The organism is Paenirhodobacter ferrireducens (assembly GCF_004022265.1).
GTDB classification, from domain to species: Bacteria; Pseudomonadota; Alphaproteobacteria; order Rhodobacterales; family Rhodobacteraceae; genus Rhodobacter; species Rhodobacter ferrireducens.
On the sequence record NZ_SAVB01000020.1, the window covers coordinates 39171 to 62978 of the forward strand.

Sequence of the window (23808 nt, forward strand, 5' to 3'; positions counted from 1 at the left end):
AGAGGCCGGCTGAAACGGAAACGCGCCCCTCACGGGGCGCGTTCTCATTTTTCAGGAACGGGCGGCGCTCAATGCGCAGTGGCGACGTGGCCCTCGCGCGCAGCCAGCGCAGCCGCGGCCGCGGCGGCTTCCTCGGCCTCCTCGTCCCATTCGATCGGCTCGGGCATCCGCACCAGCGCACGCGGCAGCACCTCGCGCACATGGCTCACCGGGATGATCGTCAGCCCCTCCTTCACGTTCTCGGGGATGTCGATCAGGTCCTTCTCGTTCTCCTCGGGGATCAGCACGGTCTTGATGCCCCCCCGCAGCGCGGCGAGCAGCTTCTCCTTGAGGCCGCCGATCGGCAGCACGTTGCCGCGCAGCGTCACCTCGCCGGTCATCGCGATGTCCTTGTGCACCGCAATGCCGGTCAGCACCGAGACGATCGAGGTGACCATGGCGATGCCCGCGCTCGGCCCGTCCTTCGGCGTCGCACCCTCGGGAACGTGGACGTGGATGTCGACCTTCTCGAACTTCGTCGGCTTGATGCCAAGTTCAGGCGCGATCGAGCGCACATAGCTCGACGCCGCCTCGATCGATTCCTTCATCACGTCGCCGAGCTTGCCGGTGGTCTTCATCCGCCCCTTGCCGGGCAGCTTCAGCGCCTCGATCTGCAGCAGATCGCCACCGACCGAGGTCCAGGCAAGCCCGGTCACCACGCCGACCTGATCTTCCTTCTCGGCCAGACCATAGCGGAAGCGCTTCACGCCGAGGTAATCCTCGAGCTTCGCGCCATCGACGGTGACGGCTTTCACCGCGCCCTTCGACTTCAGGATCTCGGTCACCGCCTTGCGCGCCAGCTTGGCGATGGCCCGTTCGAGCGACCGCACCCCCGCCTCGCGGGTGTAATAGCGCACGATGTCGCGCAGCGCCTCGTCGGTGACGGTGAACTCGGTCTTCTTCAGCCCGTTCGCCTTCGTCTCCTTGTCGACAAGGTGCTGGCGCGCGATCTCGATCTTCTCGTCCTCGGTGTAGCCCGAGAGCGGGATGATCTCCATCCGGTCCATCAGCGGTTCGGGCATGTTGTAGCTGTTCGCCGTGGTGATGAACATCACGTTGGACAGATCATACTCGACCTCGAGATAGTGGTCGACGAAGGTGCCGTTCTGTTCCGGGTCGAGCACCTCGAGCATCGCCGAAGCCGGGTCGCCACGGAAGTCCTGCCCCATCTTGTCGATCTCGTCGAGCAGGATGAGCGGATTCGTGGTCTTCGCCTTCTTCAACGCCTGGATGATCTTGCCGGGCATCGAGCCGATATAGGTGCGCCGGTGACCACGGATCTCGCTCTCATCGCGCACGCCGCCAAGCGAGATGCGGATGAACTCGCGCCCCGTCGCCTTGGCGACCGAGCGGCCGAGCGAGGTCTTGCCGACGCCGGGCGGGCCGACGAGGCACAGGATCGGCCCCTTCAGCTTGTCGGACCGCGCCTGCACGGCGAGGTATTCGACGATCCGCTCCTTGACCTTCTCGAGGCCATAGTGATCGGCGTCGAGCACCTTCTCGGCGGCGGCGAGATCCTTCTTCACCCGGCTCTTCACGCCCCACGGCAGGCTCAGCAGCCAGTCGAGATAGTTGCGCACCACCGTCGCCTCGGCCGACATCGGCGACATCGACTTCAGCTTCTTCAGCTCGCCCTCGGCCTTTTCCCGGGCCTCCTTGGAGAACTTCGTGGCGCGGATCTTCTCCTCGAGTTCGTTGAGCTCGTTCTGGCCTTCCTCGCCATCGCCCAGCTCGCGCTGAATGGCCTTCATCTGCTCATTCAGGTAATACTCCCGCTGGGTCTTCTCCATCTGCGACTTGACGCGCGACTTGATCTTCTTCTCGACCTGCAGGACGGAAACCTCCCCCTGCATCAGGCCATAGACCTTCTCGAGCCGCGTGCTGACGTCGAGCGTCTCGAGCAGCTCCTGCTTGGCCTTCACCTCGAGCCCGAGATGGCCGGCGACGAGATCGGCCAGCTTGTCGGCCTCCTGCGTCTCGGCGACGGCGGCCAGCGCCTCCTCGGGGATGTTCTTCTTGATCTTCGCGTAGCGCTCGAATTCCTCGGCGACCGAGCGCAGCAGCGCGCGGATCGTCTCGGTGTCGCCCTCGGTTTCTTCGAGCACCTCGGCTTCGGCCTCGAAATAGGCGTCATTGGGCAGGAACTCCGCGATGCGCACGCGGGTGCGCCCCTCGACGAGCACCTTCACGGTGCCGTCGGGCAGCTTGAGCAGTTGCAGGACATTGGCCAGCACGCCGGTGCGGAAAATCCCCTCGGTCGTGGGCTCGTCCACCGCCGGGTCGATCTGGCTTGCAAGCAGGATCTGGCGATCGTCTGCCATCACCGCTTCCAGCGCCCGGACGGATTTCTCCCGGCCGACGAACAGCGGGACGATCATGTGCGGGAACACCACGATGTCGCGCAGCGGCAGGACGGGATAGGTGGTCGAGAGGGTCTCGGTCATCATCATTCCTCTTTGGCGAAAGGGCACCGGCCCCGCCCCTGCGGCAGCCCCGGCCCTTCCCGGTTTGACCATATCTAGGGGTGAGGCAGGCCCGCTTCAACCAGTGCACCGGTGCGCTGCGTCACGTCTCCTTTACAATGCAGGCAGCCCCGCGCCGGGGCAAGCCCGGATCGGCGCCCCGGATCGGCCGCGGCGCGGGGATCAGCGCGGCAACACCAGCTCGGCGCTCAGCCCGCCCAGCCGCGCACTCTCGCCAAGCCGCAGACTGCCGCCGTGCCGGCGCATCACATCGGCAGCGATCGACAGCCCTAGCCCCACCCCCGGCCCTCGGTCCTGATTGCGCGAGGGATCGAGCCGGGCGAAGGGGCGCAGCGCCTCCTCGCGCCGCTCAGGCGGGATACCGGGACCGTCATCCTCGACGAGGATCCGCACCGATTTCGGCGAGAGCACGACCGAGACCTCGGCCCGCGTGCCATAGCGCACCGCATTGCCGATCAGGTTCTCGAGCGCGCGGCGGATCGCATCCGGGCGGGCGGTGATCTCGATCTGCCCAGCCCCCGGACAGGCGGTCAGCGCCACCTGCTGGCCCGCCCGCTCGGCATCCTCGACCACCCGCGCCACCAGCTGGCAGGGGTCGATCCGCTCGGGTTCGCCCGCCGTCGCGCCTTCGCGCGCGAAATCGAGGAAGGCATCGACGAGCTTGCCCATTTCTGCCACGTCGCGCTCCATCGCGGCGATCTCGTCGCGGCTGTCGTCATCCTCGGGCAGCATCGACAGGCCAAGCCGCAGCCGGGTCAGCGGCGTGCGCAGGTCGTGGCTGATCCCCGAGAGCATCAGCGTGCGCTGCTCGATCTGCCGGATGATGCGGGCGCGCATATCGACGAAGGCGGCGCCCGCGGTGCGCACCTCGGTCGCGCCCGAGGGGTGATAGCTCACCACCTGCCCCTTGCCGAAGGCATCGGCCGCCCGCGCAAGCCGCTGGATCGGGCGCAGCTGGTTGCGCAGGAAGATGAAGGCGATCAGCGTCATCAGCAGCGACACCATGACCATCAGCACCAGCAGCTGGTGCGGGTTCGAGGCCGAGACCCAGGCGCGCTGGAAGGTGATCCGCGCCACCCCCCAGGGGGTGTCGACCAAGAGCTTGACGCGCGAGCCCTCGCTCAGGTCGATCGCCCGCAGATCGGCGACGCCCGCCCGGATCGTGTCGATCACCACGATGCCGGTCAGGTCGGTGAAGGGGCGCTGGTCGCGGGTGATCTGATCTTCCGGGGCACCGGCCGGCAGTTCGACCTGCAGGCCGAGCGGCTCGGCCAGATCGTCGATCACCGCCTGCGCCGCGGCAAGCGACGGCGCCGCCTCGACCCGGTCGACGACCAGCGCGATCTCGCGCAGCATCGAGGCGGTCATCTGCCGCGTCACCCGCTCGAAATGGCGCTGGATGAAGACCACCGAGACGACGAGCTGGATGGTGACCACCGGCAAAATCAGGATCAGCGCGGCCCGCCCGTACAGCCCGCGTGGCATGATCTGTTTGAGCCAGCCGAATTTCATGGCAGAACCCTAGCCGGACGGGCGGCAGAGAGGAAGCGGAAGATGGCGATGGAGAGGCTCGAGGCGGGGCTGCGGCGGATCGTGGCACCGAACCCCTCGCCGATGACGCTCGAGGGCACCTGCAGCTATGTGCTCGGCACCGGCGCGGTGGCGGTGATCGACCCCGGCCCGGCCGATGCGGGCCATCTGCGCGCCATCCTCGAAGGCCTTGATCCGGGCGAGCGGGTGGCGGCGATTCTCGTCACCCATGCCCATCTCGACCATTCCCCGGGCGCGCGGACGCTCGCCGAGGCGACCGGGGCCAAGGTCCATGCCTTCGGCCCGCCCGAGGCCGGCCGCTCGGACGTGATGGCGCGGCTCGCGGCCGGGGGGCTGGCGGGCGGTGGCGAGGGCGTCGATCGCGCCTTCCGCCCCGACGTGACGCTCGCCGACGGCGAGGAGATCGGGCTTGGCGACTGGCAGGTGACGGCGCTGCACACGCCCGGGCATTTCTGTAACCACCTCAGCTTCGCCTGGGGCGATGCGCTGTTTTCGGGCGACCATGTGATGGGCTGGGCCTCGACGCTGATCTCGCCGCCCGATGGCGATCTGGGCGACTATTTCCGCTCTCTCGACCGGCTCGCCTCACGGGACTGGCGGGTGTTCTACCCGGGCCATGGCGCCCCGGTCGGAGCGACGGCCGCACGGCTGGGCGAGCTTGCCGCGCACCGGCGCGACCGCAGCGCACAGATCCTTGCCGCGCTCGAGGCCGGTCCGGCCACCGTTGCGACGCTGACCGCGACAATCTACACTGACACGCCGCCGGCGCTCCTGGCCGCCGCAGCGCGCAATGTCTTTGCGCATCTTGTTGAAATGACCTCGCAAAATGAGGTCGCCCCCGAGGGATCCCTGTCCCCTTCGGCGCGCTTTTCGCGGCGTTGACGGAAACGGCAAAAAACGCGCAGCTCCCCCTTGCGCCAGTGTCACGTGGCCTTTATAGAACGGCGCGTGTTCCGGCGTAGCTCAGCGGTAGAGCAGTTGACTGTTAATCAATTGGTCGTAGGTTCGATCCCTACCGCCGGAGCCAGATCCCCCTGTCAGGGATGCACGCATGACAGATACCGTGTTCCGGCGTAGCTCAGCGGTAGAGCAGTTGACTGTTAATCAATTGGTCGTAGGTTCGATCCCTACCGCCGGAGCCAAATTACCTAGCTACAACAAGCACTTAAGCGGCCCCTTTCACGGGGTTGGTATGCTATTGGCGGCCCGTGCTAGCGCTATTCTAGCCGCTGCACATGAATCATAGCAGTCAGCAAAAAGCGACCCGCTGCACATGCACCCGGGCAGCTTCTACCGTTGCGAGCGACAAGGAGTAGCCGCTGACGGCTGGCTCCGTTGGATTTACGAGGGACGGTTGCCTACGCTTCGCACGGCTGGCGAGGCCGCGTGCCGCTGCTCTGCCACTCCTGCGGCAGCGGCTATGATGTTCGTCTCTGCCCCTTCGGGGCCGCTTTGCACTCGCCACACATCCTCGGCGCGATCCGGTTGAGGATGTGACCACAGGCCGTCAGATCGCCTGCCTTCGCCGCGTCAAGCACGACGCGCACAACGTCCAGACCTTCTTCGTTCAGGGCGCGGGCGATCTTGTCGCTCTTGCTGAGCGATCCTTTGGGGCGGCCCGCCCGGCAGTCGCTGACCCCCTTGGGCCAGCGACTGCCGGGCGGGGCAGGATCAGGCACGAAGCCTTCCATCCAGCTAGGTTTGATTACGTCTGCCATTGGCACCTGCATCAACAGTTTCGATTCAGGGGTCAGGCGTGCTGCCGGTAGACCTTGACGGAGGCGTTGCGCTTCTTGCGGTAGGCATCCGGTCCTTCGGTGCGATACCCGAGGGTCTTGCCCTCCGGGCCGGGGATGGGGATTTGGATGACGCCCACCGCCTTGATCGGCTCTTTCAGCACCTGCGGTCCGTGGCGTTCAAGGTAGTCGCGGGCAGCGGTCAGCGCCTTCAACCGCTTCGTTGCCTCGGGCTTCGTCATCTCGTTGTAGAGGCGGGTGAAGTGCGCGTGCATCTCCTTGGACAAGCCCGACAGCATCGGAGGCGCGCCGCAAACCGCGTTCAGCACGTCCAGATCCTTGTCGCCGACCGCCTTCTCAAGCAGGCCCACCCGGTCAGGGGACTTCTGCATCAGGGCGCGCACCTCACCGCTCACCATCTTGCCCGCCTGCTCTTTCACGCTGGCGGACAGGTCGCTTTCCAGCGACTTGATCGTCGTCGTGAACCGGGCGATTGCACCGTCCAACTGGCGGGTGACACCCTCCAGCTTCGCCATCGCGTAGTCGTCGGCCTTGAGCAGCGCGGCTGGCTCGGTCAGCGTCGGGTCGGAGAACGCGGCTTCCCGGTAATCGTAGATCGAGCCGAGGCAGGTGTGTGCCGCTGTCAGGGCTTCGGTCGCAGGAGCGATGAAAACGCGGGTGTCGTCGTCCACGCCGTCGAACGCCGCGATGTTGTCGGGGTGAAGGCTCAGGGGAACCCTCCGCCAGAACTCCGAAACCATCGGGTTCCGACCGGAGCGGAAACTCCCGCTGCAACAGCGGCTTCTTCGCTGGACAGCCCCGCTGCAATCTCCCGCCAGAACCGGTACAGATGCTCACGCTGCCAGACTGGCGGCCGATCTGGCGAGGATAATTTGCGTCGCATCGAACGCTCCGACTTCCGTCTTCCTGACATCAACAACACCTCCAATAGCGGGGTGTTGCGACGACCGGTTGAATCTGCCCAATACCTGTCCATGCGCTACACCGAGCGGTTGGGCGAGGCCGGCATCGAACCATCCGTGGGCAGCGTCGGCGACAGCTACGACAACGCCTTGGCGGAGACGATCAACGGTCTCTTCAAGGCGGAGGTCATCCATTGACGCGGGCCGTGGCGGAGCTTCGAGGCCGTTGAATATGCCACCCTCGAATGGGTCGACTGGTTCAACAACCGCCGCCTGCTCGAACCGATCGGAACATCCCGCCGGCGGAAGCGGAGGCAAACTTCTACGCCGCTCTGGAAACTGAAGACATGGCCGCGTAACTCACCCCAATCAGCCTCCGGCAAACCTGGCGCGGTTCACACCGCTTACTCACATCTGGATGGCACTGTCGGAGAAGATCTCGGGGGGGCCGCGCCTGCCGGTCCTGACCGCGTACCACTCCATCTCTGGATCGAACCAGATCGACGGGAAGCCGCGTCGCTTGAGCGAGGCGTTGTAGCTGGGCCAGTTCGTCGGGCGATAGCGGGAGGTGTCAGGCTTCGGCATGTGACTGACCTAACCCTACGGATTCCCGAACTGAATCCCTCTCACCGATATGTGCAACAAACCCGCTCGGGAGCAAACCAGATCGTCAGCGAGCCGAGGCACATGAGCGCTTCATGATCGCCCCCGGTTCTTGACCTTGCGGGGCGGGCGGGTCGGCCCGCTCCCGCCCGCCAGCTCTCACACCGGAGTCAGATGATGAACCCAGAGCAGGTTTTGCACAACAGCGCCGATCGCGCCATCAGACGGTGGGATCAAGCCCCTAGAACTCGAGCGAATTGCGCTCCCGGTAGCCTTGCAGGAAGCTCTGCAGACGCGGATCGGCGGCGTCGTGGAAGACCTCCCGCGGCGAACCGACGGCCACGATCTCGCCCCGCTCCATGAAGACCACGCGATCGGCGACATGGGCGGCAAAGCCCATCTCATGGGTCACCACGACCATCGTCATGCCCTCGCTCGCAAGCTGCTTCATCACTCCCAGCACCTCGCCCACCAGTTCGGGGTCAAGCGCGCTTGTCGGCTCATCGAACAGCATGATGCGCGGCTGCATCGCGATCGCGCGGGCGATCGCCACGCGCTGCTGCTGACCGCCCGACAGCCGGCTCGGGTGATTGGCCTCCTTGTCGGCCAGCCCCACCTTGGCCAGCGCCTCGCGCGCCCGCACCTCGGCCTCGGGGCGCGAGAAGCCGCGCACCCGCTCGAGCCCCTCGGCGACGTTTTGCAGGGCCGTCATGTGCGGCCAGAGGTTGAACTGCTGGAACACCATGCCGATGTCGCGGCGCATCTCGCGCAGCCGCCGCGCCGACATCCGCCGCCCGCCGGGAGTTTCATAGCCGATCAGCTGATCGTCGATGCGCACCTCGCCGCTGTCGTAATCCTCGAGGAAATTCAGGCAGCGCAGCAGCGTCGACTTGCCCGAGCCGGAGGGGCCGATCAGGCAGGTCACCTTGCCCGGCGGGATATCGAGGTCGACGTCGCGCAGCGCATGGAAGGTGCCGTAGTATTTGTTCACCTTGCGCATCGAGGCGGCGGCGGGGGAAGAGGAAAGCGTGGTCATCGGTCAGCTCCGCTCGAGCAGGTAGTGGGTGAAGCGCCGCTCGAGGCGGCGGCCGAGGCGCGAGATCACCTCGACAAAGCCCCAGAAGAACAGGGCGAGAATGAGGATCGGCTCGACGAAGGCGAAGGTCTCGCTCATCATCGTCTGGGTCTGGAACATGATCTCGGGCACGGTAATCATCGACAGGATCACCGTTTCCTTGGTGAGGATGATGGCAAAGTTCACCAGCGCCGGCAGCGCCGAGACCATCATCACCGGCACCATGATCCGCCGCACGATCACCCCGTCGGTAAAGCCCATGGCGCGGGCGGCCTCGATCTGCCCCTTCGGCACGGCATCGAAACCGGCGCGCAGGATCTCGGTGAAATAGGCGCTGCCATAGATGGTGAGCCCGAGCACGCCGGCGGGCAGCGCATCGAGCCGCAGCCCGATCAGCGGGCCGCCGTAATAGAGCACGAAAAGCTGCACGAGGAAGGGCGTGCCGCGGATGAACTCGACATAGGCGCGGATCGGCCAGGCAAGGCGTTTCGGCCCGAAGCGGCGCAGCAGTTCGATGGCGAAGCCGAGCGCGAAGCCCAGCAGCGTGCCAAGCGCCCAGGTGAACAGCGTCATGCCGAAGCCGGTCAGCAGATCGGGGCCATAACGGTGCAGCAGATCAGGCATCAGTAGGCGAGCCTCCGTTCCAGCAGCCGGCCCGCCTGCGCGATCACCAGGTTGATCGCGAGATAGAGGAAGGCGGCGGCAAGGTAGATTTCGAGCGGGCGATAGGTGGCGGAGGCGATCGACTGGCTCATCCGGGTGATCTCGACGATCCCGACGACGGTGACGAGCGAACTTGCCTTCACCAGCAAGATCAGCTCGTTGATGATCGCGGGCAGGCCGATCTTGAGCGCCTGCGGCAGCAGGATGCGCAGCCACAGATCGCGCGGCGCCATGCCGATCGCGGCGGCAGCCTCGGCCTGGCCCCTCGGAATGGCGTTGAGCGCACCGCGCAGCACCTCGGACAGGTAGGCGGCGGCGCACAGGCCGACGGTCAGCACTGCGGCCACCAGCGCGGGCACGTTGATGCCGATCACCGGCAGCAGATAGAAGGCGACGAGCAGCTGGATCAACAGCGGCACACCGCGGAAGAAGCTGACGTAAAGCGCGGCGGCCCGGCGCAGCCAGACCCGGCGCGACAGCGCCCCGGCACAGACCACGGCGCCGACCAGCAGCCCCTGCGCGCAGCCCAGCACCGAGATCAGCAGCGTATAGCGTGCCGCGCCGATCAGCACCGGCAGATTGTCGAAGATCGTCTGGAACGAGAACATTGCCGCCTCTCGGAAAGAGCGGGCCGGTCAGACCGGCCCGCGGGTTGCATCAGAGCTGCGGCATCTCTTGCGGCAGCTCGGTCGCAGCGCCGAACCACTTTTCCTGCAGCGCCTTCATCCGGCCGTCGTCCTCGATCTTCTTGATCGCCTCGTTGATCGCGGCGATCAGCGTGTCGCCCTCCCCCTTGCGCGCGACGAAGGCGAAATAGGTGGGCTTGCCGAACGGCGGATTGACCACGGCGAAATCCGCCGGCCGGGTCTTGGCGAGATAGTTCAGCAGCGGCGCCGAGCCCGCCACCGCGTCGAGACGCCCGGTCATCAGGTCGGCATAGGCCTCGTCCGGCGTGCCGTAGCCCTTGATGGTGATGCCGCCGATCTTGTCGCTGAAGGCCTGCAGCTGGATTTCCTGTGCGGTGCCCTTCTGGGTGCCGACGGTCTTGCCCTTGGCGTCCTCGGGCGTGCTCAGCGGCCCGCCCTTGCGCTGGACGAAGGCGACCGTGGCATCCGAGATCGGCAGGGTGAAGGCATAGCGCTCGGCGCGCTCGGCGGTCATCGTCACCGGAGCGAGCACGAAGTCGAACTTCTTCACCTCGAGCCCGGGCAGGATCGAGGTCCAGGGCAGGTCCTGATATTCCGGCGTCACGCCCAGCTCCTTGGCGATCTCGTCGAAGAGGTCGCGGTCGAAGCCGACGTATTCACCGTTCTCGAGCATGTCGAAGGGCGCATAGTGCATCTCCGTCGCGGCGACGATCTTGCCGGCGGCCTTGATGTCGGCAAGCTGGTCGGCCAGCGCGCCGGTGGCGGCGAGGGTGAGCGCCGAAAGGCCGAAGAGGGCCGATTTCAGCGAGGTCTGGAAGGTCATGTGTCTCTCCTGTCGTCGGGGCTGGTTGCGATCGGTGCCGCGCCCCTTAGGCACCGACTGTGGAACCGGCGCCGGGCCCGGCGCCGGAAATCGTCAAAGCGCCCGCAGCCCCACGGCCAGAAGCGCCCCGGTGCCGCGCAGCCCCGCAAGGTCTTCCTGCGGATCGGCGCGCAAAACCGTGCCATGCGCAAGGGCCAGACCGCTATCGAGCGTCGATTCCGCCCGCGCGATCAACAGCATCGTCCCCTGCGGCGCGACTTCGCCCGTTCGCAGGGCAGTCACGCGATGACCGAAGGCCCCGCGCCGTGTCATCACGTTGAGGTCGATCACCGGCCCCTGCACAAGACGCGCCTGTACCGCCGCTTCGCCCGGAAAGGCAAGCGGCGGCGCAGCCGCGTCGAGCGCGACCGTACCCCCGGCGGCGAAGTCGAGCAACATCGCCCCCGACAGCACGCTCAGCGTGCGGTCGATGCCCGCAAAGGCCGAGAACGGGCCATCCGCCGCCACCTCGGCCATGCTCACGCGCCAGCCGAAGGCGTCGAAACCGGCGCCCTCGGGAGAGGCGGCGATCTCCCAGGTCCGGCCGCCGCCGTTCTTCCACGGCTGCGCGGTCAGGTCGTCGCGGCGGATCAGCCTCATTTCAGGATGCCGGGCAGGTTCAGCCCGTGTTCGCGCGCGCAGTCCTTCGCGATCTCGTAGCCTGCATCGGCGTGGCGCATGACGCCGGTCGCCGGGTCGTTCCACAGCACCCGCTCGATGCGACGGTCGGCCTCTTCGGTGCCATCGCAACAGATCACCATGCCCGAATGCTGCGAGAAGCCCATGCCGACGCCGCCGCCGTGATGCAACGAGACCCAGGTCGCGCCGGAGGCGGTGTTGAGCAGCGCGTTCAGCAGCGGCCAGTCCGAGACCGCATCCGAACCGTCCTTCATCGCCTCGGTCTCGCGGTTGGGCGAGGCGACCGAGCCCGAATCGAGGTGGTCGCGGCCGATCACCACCGGCGCCTTCAGCTCGCCCGTACGCACCATCTCGTTGATCGCGAGGCCGGCACGGTGCCGGTCGCCAAGGCCGATCCACATGATCCGCGCCGGCAGGCCCTGGAAGGCGATGCGCTCGCGCGCCATGTCGAGCCAGCGGTGCAGATGCGCGTTCTCGGGGAACAGCTCCTTCATCTTTGCATCGGTCTTGTAGATGTCTTCCGGATCGCCCGAAAGCGCCGCCCAGCGGAACGGCCCGATGCCGCGGCAGAACAGCGGCCGGATATAGGCCGGCACGAAGCCCGGGAAGGCAAAGGCGTTCTCGAGCCCTTCCTCGAGCGCCATTTGCCGGATGTTGTTGCCGTAATCGAGCGTCGGCACGCCGGCGTTCCAGAAATCGACCATCGCGGCGACATGCGCCTTCATGCTGGCGCGGGCGGCCTGTTCCACCGCCTTCGGCTCGGTCTCCTGACGCGCGCGCCACTCGGCGACGCTCCAGCCGCGCGGCAGATAGCCGTGGATCGGGTCATGCGCCGAGGTCTGGTCGGTGACGATGTCGGGCCGTCCGTTCGGCAGCGCCTCGCCCGCCTTCATCCGGCGCACGATCTCGGGGAAGATCTCGGCGGCGTTGCCGATCAACGCGACCGATTTCGCCTCGCCCGCCGCGGTCCAGCGCGCGATCATCGCCAGCGCCTCATCGAGCGAATGGGTCTTCTCGTCGCAATAGCGGGTGCGGATGCGGAAATCGGCACGGGTCTCGTCGCATTCGACGGCAAGGCAGCAGGCGCCGGCCATCACCGCAGCGAGCGGCTGCGCGCCCCCCATGCCGCCGAGCCCGGCGGTCAGGATCCAGCGGCCCTTGAGCGAGCCGTCGTAATGCTGCCGGCCGGCCTCGGCGAAGGTCTCGTAGGTACCCTGCACGATGCCCTGCGTGCCGATGTAGATCCACGAGCCCGCGGTCATCTGGCCATACATCGCCAGACCCTTCTTATCGAGCTCGTTGAAATGGTCCCAGGTGGCCCAGTGCGGCACCAGGTTCGAGTTCGCGATCAGCACCCGCGGCGCATCCGGGTGGGTGCGGAACACGCCGACCGGCTTGCCCGACTGCACAAGCAGCGTCTCGTCCGCCTCGAGCTTGCGCAGGCTGTCGCAGATGCGGTCGAAATCTTCCCAGGTGCGGGCCGCGCGGCCGATGCCGCCATAGACCACCAGCTCGTGCGGGTTCTCGGCGACATCCGGGTGCAGGTTGTTCATCAGCATCCGCAGCGGAGCCTCGGTCAGCCAGCTTTTCGCGCTGATCTCGGTTCCGGTCGCCGGGAAGATGTCGCGGATGTTGTGACGGGGATTGGTCATGGTGTGTCCTTTCGGCGCGTCAGGCAAGCAGCCGGCCTGCGATGATGTTGCGTTGGATTTCGGAAGAGCCCTCGTAGATGCGCATGATGCGCAGGTCGCGGGCGTGACGTTCAAGCGGGAAGTCGCGGGTATAGCCGTAGCCGCCATGGATCTGCAGCGCGGCATCGGCGATGCGCCCGGCGGCCTCGGTGGCGAACAGCTTGGCTTTCGAGGCCGCGGTGGTGAAGCGCTGATGCGCCTGACGCTGGCGTGCCGCCTCGTGGCCGAGCAGCTCGGCCGCGCTCAGCTCGGTCGCCATGTCGGCCAGCATCCACTGGATGCCCTGGCGGCTGGCGAGCGGCGCCCCACCGATGATGCGGCTCTTCGTCCAGTCTCGGGCGGCGGCGAGGGCCGCGCGGGCAATGCCCACCGCCATCGCCGCAACCTCGACACGGCCGTTGTCGAGCACCTGCATCGCGGTGCGGAACCCCGTGCCCTCGGCACCGAGCCGGTTCGCCTCGGGCACCAGCACGTCGAGGTCGAGTTCCCAGACATGGCCGCCGCGCAGCCCCATGGTCTGCTCGACCCGCCCCGGGGTGAGGCCGGGCGTGCCCTTCTCGACCACGAAGGCCGAGATCCCGCGATGCCCCGCCGCCGGGTCGGTGACGCAATAGACCACGATGAAATCGGCGACGCCGCCGTTCGAGATGAAGCACTTGCGCCCTTTGATCCGCCAGCCGTCGCCCTCGCGGGTGGCACGGGTACGCATGTCAGCCGGGTCCGATCCGGCGTTCGGCTCGGTCAGACCGAAGGCGCCGAGCAGCCGGCCCTCGGCCGCCGCCGGCAGCAAGCGCGCGCGCAGCGCGTCATCGCCGCCGATGAGCAGGCTGTCGGTGGCGAGGAAATGAGCGGTCAGCGCCGAGACGGTCGAGCCGCAGCCGCCCGCCACCGTCGCCACCGCCTCGAACAGCGCATGCGCCGAGATCTCCGCCCCGCCCCAGCGTTCGGGCAGGTTCGCGCCCATCATCCCGGTTTCGGCGAGCGCGGCGAGTTGCGCGTGCACGAAGGCGCCGCTCTCGTCGGTCGCCGCGGCCTGCGGGGCCAGCACCTCGGCCGAGAACCGGGCGAGGGTGTCGAGGAAAATCCGCTCCTCGTCGCCGAGCAGGTGGTCAAAATCAGTCATCTGTCGTCTCCGTCACGATCCCCGCGGCAATCAGCCCGTCGATCTGTTTCCTGCTCAGCCCCAGCCCCTCGAGCACCGCGCGGGTCTGCCCGCCAAGCGCCGGGGCGCCGGTCGCAGCCAGCGGCGCGGCGCCGTCGAAGCGGACCGGCTGGCCCACCACCGGCGCCGTGCCAAGCGCGTGATGCGGCAAGGCGGTCACCAGCGCGCGGGCGCGGGCGTGCTCCGAGGCAAGCTGCTGCGCCAGCGTCAGGATCGGCGCCGTGGGCACCTGCGCCGCGGCCAGCGCCGCAACCACCGCGTCGGTGGAATGCTGCGCCGTCCAGCCCTCGATCAGCGCGCGCAGCGCGGGTTCATGCGTGGTGCGCAGCTCGTCGGAGGCAAAGCGCGGGTCCGCGGCCGCCTCGGGCGCACCGATCACGGCGCAAAGCGCGGCGAACTGGCGGCTGCCCAGCACCGCGATGATCGCATGGCCATCGGCAGTGCGGAAGGCGCCGAAGGGGGTGGACAGCGGATGGCGGTTGCCGACCCGCGCCACCGGCACGCCGGCATAGAGGTGGAGCGCATGGCTTGTCGGCAGCATCGCGACGAGGCAATCCACCATCGCCACGTCGAGTGCCGCGCCACACCCGGTCTGACCGCGCCCGACCAGCGCGGCAAGGATCGCGATCACCGCGTAAAGACCGGCCGCCACGTCGCCGAGCGCCTCGCCGACCTTCAGCGGCGCGCCGTCCTCCTCGCCGGTCGCAGCCATCCAGCCCGACATCGCCTGCGCCACGAGGTCATAGGCGGGCAGCCCGGCGGCCGGCCCCTGCTGGCCGAAGCCCGAGATCGAGCAATAGACGAGGCCGGGATTGGCCGCACGCAGCGCCTCAGCGCCAAGACCGAGCCGCGCGGCAACACCGGGGCGGAAGTTCTCCACCACCACGTCGCAGCGGGCAGCAAGGTCACGCGCCAGCGCCTGGCCCTCGGGCGTCTTCAGATCGACGACGACCGAGGCCTTGCCGCGGTTCGTCAGGGTGAAAAGCGCCGACTGCCCCGCGGTGAACGGGCCGATGTGGCGATAGTCGTCGCCCTGCGGCGGTTCGAGCTTGATCACCTCGGCGCCGAGATCGGCAAGGATCGCGGTGGCGAAGGGCCCCGCGAGCACCCGCGTCAGGTCGAGGATGCGCAGTCCGGCAAGCGGTTTCATCGCGCGAGCTCCGGCGCAAGCGCGGCGAGCCGGGCGAGGATCCCGGCCAGATGCGGGCGCAGCCGGGCGGCCTTTTCGGTGCTCAGCGTCCAGGGCGCGGCCTCGGTGGCAAGATGCGTCGATTGTGCCAGCTCCATCTGGATCGCATGCACCCCGGTTTCCGGCCGGCCATAATGGCGGGTGGTCCAGCCCCCCCGGAAACGGCCGTTCAGCACATGGCTGAAGCCCTCGGCCCCGGCACAGACCGTGCGCGCCGCAGCCTCGATCTGCGGCGCGCAGCTGGTGCCGCCGGCAGTGCCGATGTTGAAATCGGGCAAGGTGCCCTCGAAGAGGAAGGGGATATGGCTGCGGATCGAGTGGCAGTCGTAGAGGATCGCCACGCCGTGCCGCGCCTTCACCCGCGCGATCTCGGCCGCGAGGGCCGCGTGATAGGGCGCATGGAAGCGCGCGAGACGATCGGCCACCTCGGCGGCGTCGGGCGCCTCGCCCCAGATCGGCACGCCATCGAAGTCGGTGGAGGGCACGAGACCCGTGGTGTTCTGCCCGGGATAGAGGCTCTCGTCCTCGGGCCCGCGGTTCGCGTCGATCACATAGCGATGGAAGGTCGCGCGCACCGTGGTCGCGCCGGGCAGCAGGCCCGCATAGAGCTCATGGACATGCCAGTCGGTATCGGCCAGTTCCTGGCCGCGGGGAGTCAGCCGGGCGCGGATCTCCTCGGGCAGGAAGGTGCCGGTGTGCGGCAGACCAAGGATCACCGGACCATCGCCCGGGATGACTTCAACGGGGGTCATGCGACAATCTCCAGCCCGGTGGCGGCAACCAGCGCGCCGTCTTCAATCAGCCCCTGTGCGGCGGCAAGGTCGGGGGCGAGGAAGCGGTCCTCGCCCATCGTCGCCACCCGGCTGCGCAACACGGCCAGCGCCCGGGCCAGCGGCGCCGAGGTGGCAAGCGGGGCGCGGAACTCGATGCCCTGGCCGGCGCAGATCGCCTCAACGCCAAGGATCACGGCGAGGTTCTGTGTCATCAGGCCAAGCCGGCGCGCACCGTGGGCGGCCATGCTGACATGGTCTTCCTGGTTCGCGCTGGTCGGCGTGCTGTCGACCGAGCAGGGCGCGGCGAGGTGCTTGTTCTCGCTCATCAGCGCGGCGGTGGTGACCTCGGCGATCATCAGGCCCGAGTTCAGCCCCGGCGCCGGGGTCAGGAACGGCGGCAGGCCGAAGCTCAGCGCCGGGTCGACCATCAGCGCGATGCGGCGCTGCGCGATGGCGCCGATCTCGGCCACGGCCAGGGCGATCTGGTCGGCGGCAAAGGCCACCGGCTCGGCATGGAAATTGCCGCCCGAGACGATCGTGCCATCGGAGAGCACCAGCGGATTGTCGGTCACCGCATTGGCCTCGGTGATCAGGGTGCCGGCGGCAAAGCGCAGCAGGTCGAGCGCGGCGCCCGTCACCTGCGGCTGGCAGCGGATGCAATAGGGATCCTGCACGCGGGCGTCGCCCTCGCGGTGGCTTTCGCGGATCTCGCTGCCCGCAAGCAGGGCACGCATCGCGGCGGCGACGTCGATCTGGCCGGCGTGGCCGCGCAGGGTGTGGATCTCGGCGCGGGTGGGCGCGGTCGAGCCCATGATCGCGTCGGTCGACATCGCGCCGGTCACCACCGCGCCGCGCAGGCAGTTCAGCGCCCGGAACAGCCCGACGAGCGCGAGCGCGGTCGAGAACTGCGTGCCGTTGATCAGGGCCAGCCCCTCTTTCGCGCCAAGCACCACCGGCACAAGTCCCGCACGCGCCAGCGCCGCGGCGCCGGGCAGGCGCTCGCCCGCCACGAGGGCCTCGCCCGCGCCAATCATCACCGCCGCCATATGGGCGAGCGGCGCGAGATCGCCCGAGGCCCCGACCGAGCCCTGCTCGGGCACCACCGGGGTCACCCCCTGCGCCAGCATCCCCTCGAGCAGCGCGACGATCTCCGGGCGCACGCCCGAGGCACCGCGGCCGAGGCTGAGCAACTTCAGCGCCATCATCAGCCGCACGGTCTCGGGGGCGAGCGGCGCGCCGACGCCGCAGCAATGCGACAGGATCAGATTGCGCTGCAGCGTCGCGGTATCCTCGGGCGCGATCCGCACCGAGGCGAGCTTGCCAAAGCCGGTATTGACACCATAGACCGCCGCGTCGCCGGCCGCCGCCGCCGCGATCCGCGCCGCCGAGGCGGCAATGGCGGGATGCGCCCGCGGGTCGAGCCGGGCCGGGGCCGCGGTGCGCCAGAGGGTTTCGAGCTGGGCGAGCGTGGCTTCGCCGGGAATGAGGGTCAGCATTTGCGTCCTTCGAAATAGCGGGCATGAAGCGGGTTGAAACCGATGCGATAGGCCAGTTCGGCCGGGTCCTCGATGTCCCAGACCGCGAGATCGGCGCGCAGCCCCGGCGCGAGACGGCCGCAGTCGCTCAGGCCAAGCGCACGGGCCGCATGGCAGGTGATGCCATGCAGCCCCTCCTCCGGCGTCAGGCGGAACAGCGTCGAGGCCATGTTCAGCGTCAGCAGGATCGAGGTCAGCGGCGCGGTGCCCGGGTTGCAGTCGGTGGCCAGCGCCATCGCGCAGCCCGCATCGCGGAAGGCGGCGATCGGCGGCATCTGCGTCTCGCGCAGGGTGTAGAAGGCGCCGGGCAGCAGCGTGGCGACGGTGCCCGCCGCCGCCATCGCCCGCGCATCCGCGGCGGTGGCATGCTCGACGTGATCGGCCGAAAGCCCGCCGCGCGCGGCGACCAGCTGGCAGCCGCCCAGATGCGAGAGCTGCTCGGCATGCAGCTTCACCGGCAGGCCAAGCTCTGCCGCCACGTCGAAGAGCCGCGCCATCTGCGCCGGCGAGAAGGCGATGCCTTCGCAAAAGCCGTCGACCGCATCGACCAGCCCCTCGGCATGGGCGGCGCGCAGGCCGGCAATCGCCACCTCCTCGATATAGGCGTCGGCGCGGCCCGCGTATTCGGGCGGCAGCGCATGGGCGGCAAGCCAGCTGGTGACGATGCGCACCGGGCGCACCGCAGCCAGCGCCCGCGCCGCGCGCAGCATCTTCAGCTCGTCCGCGATCGTCAGCCCGTAGCCCGACTTCACCTCGACCGTCGCCACACCCTCGGCCAGCAGCGTGTCGAGCCGTGGCAGCGCCGAGGCCAGCAGCTCGGCCTCGGTGGCGGCACGGGTGGCGGTGACGGTCGACAGGATGCCACCGCCGGCGCGGGCGATCTCTTCGTAGCTGGCACCTTCGAGGCGCATCTCGAACTCCCGCGCGCGGTTGCCGCCATGCACGAGATGGGTGTGGCAGTCGATCGGCGCCGGCGTGACGACCCGACCGCCCAGGTCCTCGCCATCGGCCTCGCCCTCGCCCATCGCCACGATCCGCCCTGCGACGATGCGCAGCCAGCCGCGCGCGATCCGGCGCGGCGCCCCGGGACCGCAGGGGATGAGCGTGGCATTGGTGAGTGTGAAATCGGTCATGTGCTGGTCCCGTCGTGCTGCGATTCGGGGTTGATTGAAAATAATATGTCTGCACATAATATTCCTGTCAACACGGTGAATTCGGGCGGAGGTTCCGGCAATGCAGACGATCTGGGCGCGTCAGGCGCTGGTGCAGGACGGGTGGGCGCAGGCGGTGCGGGTGGAAATCGGCGACGACGGCCGGATTGCCGCGGTGCAGGCCGATACGGCGCAGCCCGCCGGGGCGCAGCTGGTGGAGACGCTGCTGCCGGCGCCCGCCAACCTGCACAGCCATGCCTTTCAGCGCGCCATGGCGGGGCTGACCGAACGCCGCGGCGCCGATCCGCGCGACAGTTTCTGGACCTGGCGGCAACTGATGTATCGCTTCCTCGAGCAGATCACCCCCGAGGATGTGCAGGCGATCGCCGCCTTCGTGCAGATGGAAATGCTCGAGGCCGGCTATGCCACCAATGTCGAGTTCCATTATCTCCATCACGCGCCGGGGGGCGTGCCCTATGCCGATCTGGCCGAGATGTCGGGGCGGATCGCCGCCGCCGCCGCGCAATCGGGCATCGGGCTGACGTTGCTGCCGGTGCTCTACAGCTATGGCGGACTCGACCGGCGGGCGCTGACGAGCGGCCAGGATCGCTTCGGCAACGACCCCGAGCGCTATGCACGGCTGCATGCGGCGGCGGCGCGGCATGTCGCGGCCCTGGGCGCCGACAGCGGCATGGGCGTGGCGCCGCACAGCCTGCGCGCGGTCGATGGCCCGGGCCTTGCGGCGGCGATCGCGCTGGCCGGCGACCGCCCGATCCACATCCACCTTGCCGAGCAGCAGGCCGAGGTCGACGAAGTTCTCGCCGCCACCGGCCGCCGCCCGGTGCAGTGGCTGCTGGAAAATGCGCCGGTCGATCCGCGCTGGTGCCTGATCCATGCCACCCAGATGCTGCCCGCAGAAACCACGGCGCTGGCCGCCAGCGGGGCGGTGGCCGGGCTGTGCCCGATCACCGAATCGAACCTGGGCGACGGCATCTTCGACGGGTTGCGCTGGCGCGCCGGCGGCGGGCGCTTCGGCATCGGCTCGGACAGCAACATCCGGATCTCGCTGACCGAGGAGCTGCGCACGCTCGATTATTCGCAGCGCCTGCGCGACCATACCCGCGCCGCGCTGGCCGAGGCCGGGCGCTCGACCGGGCGGGTGCTGCTGCAGGGCGCCGCCGAAGGCGGGGCACAGGCGGCGGGCCGGGCAAGCGGCGCGATCGCACCGGGGCTCTGGGCCGATCTGCTTGCGCTTGACGATCTCGGCCCCGACGGGCAGGGAAGGACCGGGGATGTGGTTCTCGACACCTGGATCTTCGCCCGCGACGACCGCGCGGTGCGCGAGGTCTGGTCGGCGGGCCGGCACATGGTGCGCGACGGGGTTCATGTCCGGCGAGAGGAGATTGTTACGGCCTATGCCCGGGTGGTGCGGAGGCTGGCCCGGGAGGGGTAAGCATGCACGGAGATCTGCCCGGCAGCCCGACAACCTGGCAGGCGATACGCGACGTGATGATGCGCCGCATCCGCACCCGCGCCTATACGCCCGGCAGCCTGATCCCGAACGAGGCCGAGCTTGCCGCCGAATTCGGCTGCGCCCGGGCCACGGTGAACCGGGCGTTGCAGGACCTCGCCGCCTCGGGCTTCCTTGACCGCCGTCGCAAGGCCGGCACCCGGGTAATGGAAGCGCCGCGGCGCAAGGCAACGCTCGACATCCCGCTGATCCGCAACGAGGTGGAGGCGCGCGGCCAGGACTATGAGTATCGTCCTTTGCTGCGCGAGATCGCGCCGCCGCCCGGCCCGGTCGCGGCGCGGCTGCACCTGAGCGGGGGCGAGACGATGCTGCATGTCCAGAGCCTGCATCTCGCCGACGGCGCGCCGCACATGTTCGAGGACCGCTGGATCGTGGTCGATACCGTGCCAGCGATCACCGGCGCCGATCTGACCCGGCTCAGCCCGAACGAATGGCTGGTGCGCGAATCGCCCTATACCCACGGCACGATGGAGTTTCAGGCCGTCGCAGCCGGCGCGGCCGCCGGGCCTCTGGCCTGCGCGCCCACCGCCCCGGTGCTGAGCATCTTGCGCATCACCTGGATGCACGAGGCGGCCATCACCCATGTGCAGGAATATTTCACCCCGGCGTTCCGGCTGGGGCTGGAGCTGTAACGCCCCGCCACGCGCCCTGCTGCCCCCCGTGCCGCATCCCCCGCCCCGCCGCACGGCAGGGCCGCATCGGCAGGACAGCGAGCAGGCCTTTCCCCGAAATCCGCGCGCACCGCAGCAGCGGCCCGGGCAACATTGATGGACGCGGCTGAGACCCGTTGACGCAGGACCGGAAAAACTTGGTCCGGCGCGACGAAAGCGCCATGCTCGCGCGTATGATTTCCGGAATTACACCCGGCGGGCTGCATCGTGCCCCCACCACCATCGCACGCCCCTTTTGGCAAAACGACGAAGGACAGAGTATGACACGCACCAATCTGAGACTGTTTTGGGGGTTTTGGGGCGGTATGGGCGCCCTTTGGCTCCTGTTGAACCTGAGCATCTTCTCCGCCTCCAACCTGTTCGCCCTGCGCGATGACCTCATGCAGGCAACGGGAACGCTGGCGATCGCGGCGATGAGCGTCGCGATGATCCTGTCGCTCCGGCCGCGCTGGCCCGAAGCCCGGCTCGGCGGGCTCGACAAGATGTACCGTCTGCACAAGTGGCTCGGCATCGGCGCCCTCGCGCTGGCGGTCTTTCACTGGCTCTGGTCGGAAGCGCCGAAATGGGCAGTCGGCGCAGGGCTTGTCGCACGCCCCGAGCGCGGGCCGCGTCCGGAGATCACCGAGCCGGTGCGCGCCTTTCTGATGTCGTTTCGCGGCACCGCGGAGGGGCTCGGGGAATGGGCGTTCTACGCGGCGGTCGTGCTGCTGCTGATCGCGCTGGTGAAACTGGTTCCCTACCGGCTGTTCCGCTATACTCACCGTGTCCTGCCGGTCGTCTATCTCGTGCTGGTCTTTCACACCGTGATTCTGCTCGATTACGCGATGTGGTTCACCCCGCTCGGTCCGATTCTTGCGCTGCTGATGCTGGCGGGCAGCTATGCCGCGCTCGTTTCGGTCTTCGGGGCGATCGGTCGGACCCGGCGGGTCCGGGGGGAAATCGCCGAGCTGAGCCAATATCCCGGCGTGCACTCGCTTGAGACCGTGATCCGCCTCGGCAGCGGATGGCCCGGACACAAGGCCGGGCAGTTCGCCTTCGTCACCTCGAACCAGTTTGAAGGCGCACATCCCTACACGATCGCCTCGGCCTGGAAACCGACGGACCCGAAGATCGCTTTCGTCACCAAGGAACTCGGCGATCACACCGCGAAACTCGCCAAGACGCTGAAGGTCGGACAGCCGGTCACCGTCGAGGGCCCCTATGGCTGCTTCACCTTCGACGACGGGGCGCCGCGGCAGATCTGGATCGGCGCCGGGATCGGGATCACCCCGTTCCTCGCCCGGCTCAAGGAAATGGCAGGCACGGCGCCCGATACCCCGCGCCCCGAGATCGACCTGTTCCATTCGACGCGGGAAGTCGATGACGCGGCGCTCGAACGGCTCGCGGCCGATGCCCGCGCCGCGAAGGTGCGCCTGCATGTGCTGATCGACGCAAGGGACGGCCACCTCGGAGGACAGCGGATCCGCGAAACCGTCCCGGGCTGGCGCGAGGCCAGCCTGTGGTTCTGCGGACCGAGCGGCTTCGGCAAGGCGCTGCGCGCCGATTTCGCGGCGCAGGGGCTGGATGTCGAAACCCGCTTCCATCAGGAGCTGTTCGAGCTGCGCTGAGACCTGGCCGGGCGCGGCCCGCGCGGCTTCGCCGCCCCGCCGGGGGGCTTACCCCCGGCGGACGGACCCGGGTCGCGCAAGCCCTGCCCGGCCCAGCCACAGCACGCCGGCCAGCGCCAATGCTGCGAAAAGGGCGCCGCTCAGGAAGGTCGCCTGGGCACCGATCCCCTCCCACAATGCCCCGGCGATGACGCTCGCCAACAACAGCGCAATGCCGGTGACGAGGTTGAAAAGGCCGAAGGCGGTGCCGCGCAGCGCCACCGGCGCAGCATCGGCCACCAGAGCGGAAAGCAGCCCCTGCGTCGCGCCCATGTGCAGCCCCCAGATCAGCACCCCGACCGCAACGCCCGAAAGCCCGGGCACCAGCGCCAGCACGAGATCGGCAAGGATCAGCAGAGCCAGCCCCGCGACCAGCAGGCCGCGACGGCCGATGCGGTCGGAGAGCGCCCCCACCGGATAGGCGGCCAGTGCATAGACGAGGTTCATCCCGACCAGCACCAGCGGCACCAGCGCCGCGGCAAGCCCCGCCTCGGCAGCGCGCAGGATCAGAAAGGCCTCGCTGAACCGCGCCAGGGTGAAGACCGCCGAGACCGCCACCGCCGCCCAATAGCCGGGCGGCAGCTGCGACAGCTCGGCACGCGACAGCGGGTTGCGCGGCGGGTGCCGGTCCTGCCGCGGCGGCTCGTGCACCGCGGTCAGGATCAGCGCAAGCGCCAGGAAGGCCGGAATCACCGCCACCCAGAACACCTTGCTGAAATCATCCGCGAAGAGCGCCATCAGCCCGATTGCCGCGAGCGGGCCGATGAAGGCGCCGACGGTGTCGAGCGACTGGCGCAGCCCGAAGGCCGCGCCGCGCAGCCCCTCGGGCGTCAGATCGGCGATCAGCGCGTCGCGCGGGGCACCGCGGATGCCCTTGCCGACCCGGTCGACGAACCGCGCCGCAACCACCCAGCCAAGCGAGGAGGCGAGCGGAAACACCGGCTTCGTCAGCGCGGCCAGACCATAGCCGAGGGCGGCCAGTTCCTTGCGCCGGCCGATGCGGTCGGAGAGCGCCCCCGAGAAGACCTTGGTGATCGCCGCCGTCGCCTCGGCGATGCCCTCGATCACGCCAACAGCGAGCGCGGTCGCGCCAAGCCCCGCGGTCAGATAGATCGGCAGGAGCGCGTGGATCATCTCGGACGAGACATCCATCAGCATCGACACGAAGCCGAGCGCCCAGATCCCCGCCGGCAAGACGCGCCAGCCACCCGTCTTCGCCGCCGTCTTCCCGTCCATCG

The 23808-nt window shown here is 68.5% G+C and carries 19 protein-coding genes, 2 tRNA genes and 3 pseudogenes; 7 read left to right on the forward strand and 17 right to left on the reverse strand.

Annotated elements, in window-relative coordinates; genetic code table 11:
• Positions 1-68: 68 nt before the first annotated feature.
• Together lon and EOW65_RS14245 are read right to left on the reverse strand one after the other, a co-directional pair.
• Entirely contained in the window at positions 69-2483 is a 2415-nt protein-coding gene (lon, locus tag EOW65_RS14240) for an endopeptidase La (protein WP_128150531.1), read from the reverse strand.
• 201 nt (positions 2484-2684) lie between these two features.
• A complete protein-coding gene (locus tag EOW65_RS14245; RefSeq protein WP_128150532.1) occupies positions 2685-4034 on the reverse strand; it encodes an ATP-binding protein in 1350 nt (449 codons plus the stop codon).
• Between the two features lie 48 nt (positions 4035-4082).
• Here EOW65_RS14245 and EOW65_RS14250 point away from each other — a divergent pair, with 48 nt between their 5' ends.
• The 3 genes from EOW65_RS14250 (at position 4083) to EOW65_RS14260 (ending at position 5215) form a co-directional block, all read left to right on the forward strand.
• Entirely contained in the window at positions 4083-4955 is an 873-nt protein-coding gene (locus EOW65_RS14250; RefSeq protein ID WP_128150626.1) for an MBL fold metallo-hydrolase, read from the forward strand.
• Positions 4956-5025: 70 nt separating this feature from the next.
• Positions 5026-5100 (forward strand) — tRNA-Asn (locus EOW65_RS14255).
• A gap of 40 nt (positions 5101-5140) precedes the next feature.
• Positions 5141-5215 (forward strand) — tRNA-Asn (locus tag EOW65_RS14260).
• Between the two features lie 608 nt (positions 5216-5823).
• Here the strand turns inward: EOW65_RS14260 and EOW65_RS14265 are convergent.
• Both EOW65_RS14265 and EOW65_RS20495 read right to left on the reverse strand, forming a co-directional pair.
• Positions 5824-6570, reverse strand: a complete 747-nt coding sequence (locus EOW65_RS14265) for a hypothetical protein (RefSeq protein ID WP_128150533.1) — start codon at positions 6568-6570, stop codon at positions 5824-5826.
• A pseudogene (locus EOW65_RS20495) lies at positions 6549-6746 on the reverse strand (IS30 family transposase); the annotation flags it as partial. The pseudogene EOW65_RS20495 and the gene EOW65_RS14265, both read right to left, overlap by 22 nt.
• A 43-nt stretch (positions 6747-6789) precedes the next feature.
• On the opposite strand from EOW65_RS20495, the pseudogene EOW65_RS14270 reads away from it, so the two are divergent.
• A pseudogene (locus tag EOW65_RS14270) lies at positions 6790-7091 on the forward strand (integrase core domain-containing protein); the annotation flags it as partial.
• A gap of 52 nt (positions 7092-7143) precedes the next feature.
• On the opposite strand, the pseudogene EOW65_RS14275 reads toward EOW65_RS14270, so the two are convergent.
• From EOW65_RS14275 to hutI, 12 genes and pseudogenes are all read right to left on the reverse strand, one after another.
• Positions 7144-7317, reverse strand: a pseudogene (locus EOW65_RS14275) (IS5/IS1182 family transposase); the annotation flags it as partial.
• Positions 7318-7576: 259 nt separating this feature from the next.
• Complete coding sequence (locus EOW65_RS14280; protein ID WP_164880109.1) at positions 7577-8371, reverse strand: amino acid ABC transporter ATP-binding protein; 795 nt, start codon at positions 8369-8371, stop codon at positions 7577-7579.
• 3 nt (positions 8372-8374) lie between these two features.
• The gene (locus EOW65_RS14285) at positions 8375-9034 is read right to left on the reverse strand and encodes an amino acid ABC transporter permease (protein ID WP_240664699.1); all 660 of its coding nucleotides are present in this window, start codon (positions 9032-9034) and stop codon (positions 8375-8377) included.
• The gene (locus tag EOW65_RS14290) at positions 9034-9681 is read right to left on the reverse strand and encodes an amino acid ABC transporter permease (RefSeq protein ID WP_128150535.1); all 648 of its coding nucleotides are present in this window, start codon (positions 9679-9681) and stop codon (positions 9034-9036) included. Before EOW65_RS14290 ends, EOW65_RS14285 begins: the two co-directional genes overlap by 1 nt.
• A gap of 49 nt (positions 9682-9730) precedes the next feature.
• Positions 9731-10543, reverse strand: a complete 813-nt coding sequence (locus EOW65_RS14295; protein ID WP_113899734.1) for a transporter substrate-binding domain-containing protein — start codon at positions 10541-10543, stop codon at positions 9731-9733.
• Positions 10544-10636: 93 nt separating this feature from the next.
• A complete protein-coding gene (locus EOW65_RS14300; RefSeq protein WP_128150536.1) occupies positions 10637-11182 on the reverse strand; it encodes a HutD/Ves family protein in 546 nt (181 codons plus the stop codon).
• Positions 11179-12873 carry a urocanate hydratase gene (gene hutU, locus EOW65_RS14305; RefSeq protein ID WP_128150537.1) on the reverse strand — a complete coding sequence of 565 codons (1695 nt, stop codon included), beginning with the start codon at positions 12871-12873 and terminating at the stop codon, positions 11179-11181. Before hutU ends, EOW65_RS14300 begins: the two co-directional genes overlap by 4 nt.
• A gap of 19 nt (positions 12874-12892) precedes the next feature.
• Entirely contained in the window at positions 12893-14035 is a 1143-nt protein-coding gene (locus EOW65_RS14310) for an acyl-CoA dehydrogenase family protein (protein WP_128150538.1), read from the reverse strand.
• Positions 14028-15224 (reverse strand): CaiB/BaiF CoA transferase family protein, encoded by a 1197-nt coding sequence (locus EOW65_RS14315; protein ID WP_128150539.1) that lies wholly within the window; start codon positions 15222-15224, stop codon positions 14028-14030. Before EOW65_RS14315 ends, EOW65_RS14310 begins: the two co-directional genes overlap by 8 nt.
• Positions 15221-16015, reverse strand: coding sequence for an N-formylglutamate deformylase (gene hutG, locus EOW65_RS14320; RefSeq protein WP_128150540.1), 795 nt, complete (start codon positions 16013-16015; stop codon positions 15221-15223). The genes EOW65_RS14315 and hutG overlap by 4 nt, the downstream gene beginning before the upstream one ends.
• Positions 16012-17532, reverse strand: a complete 1521-nt coding sequence (gene hutH / locus EOW65_RS14325; protein WP_128150541.1) for a histidine ammonia-lyase — start codon at positions 17530-17532, stop codon at positions 16012-16014. The genes hutG and hutH overlap by 4 nt, the downstream gene beginning before the upstream one ends.
• Positions 17526-18704, reverse strand: a complete 1179-nt coding sequence (gene hutI / locus EOW65_RS14330; RefSeq protein WP_128150542.1) for an imidazolonepropionase — start codon at positions 18702-18704, stop codon at positions 17526-17528. Before hutI ends, hutH begins: the two co-directional genes overlap by 7 nt.
• 100 nt (positions 18705-18804) lie before the next feature.
• On the opposite strand from hutI, the gene EOW65_RS14335 reads away from it, so the two are divergent.
• The 3 genes from EOW65_RS14335 (at position 18805) to EOW65_RS14345 (ending at position 22531) form a co-directional block, all read left to right on the forward strand.
• Positions 18805-20175: a formimidoylglutamate deiminase gene (locus EOW65_RS14335; protein WP_128150543.1), complete on the forward strand. Its 1371-nt coding sequence runs from the start codon at positions 18805-18807 to the stop codon at positions 20173-20175.
• Positions 20176-20177: 2 nt separating this feature from the next.
• Positions 20178-20885, forward strand: a complete 708-nt coding sequence (locus EOW65_RS14340) for a GntR family transcriptional regulator (RefSeq protein ID WP_128150544.1) — start codon at positions 20178-20180, stop codon at positions 20883-20885.
• Between the two features lie 365 nt (positions 20886-21250).
• Positions 21251-22531, forward strand: coding sequence for a ferredoxin reductase family protein (locus EOW65_RS14345; RefSeq protein WP_240664700.1), 1281 nt, complete (start codon positions 21251-21253; stop codon positions 22529-22531).
• Positions 22532-22579: 48 nt separating this feature from the next.
• On the opposite strand, the gene EOW65_RS14350 is transcribed toward EOW65_RS14345, so the two are convergent.
• On the reverse strand, positions 22580-23806 hold the full coding sequence (locus EOW65_RS14350; protein WP_128150546.1) for an MFS transporter: 1227 nt from the start codon (positions 23804-23806) through the stop codon (positions 22580-22582).
• Positions 23807-23808: the final 2 nt, after the last annotated feature.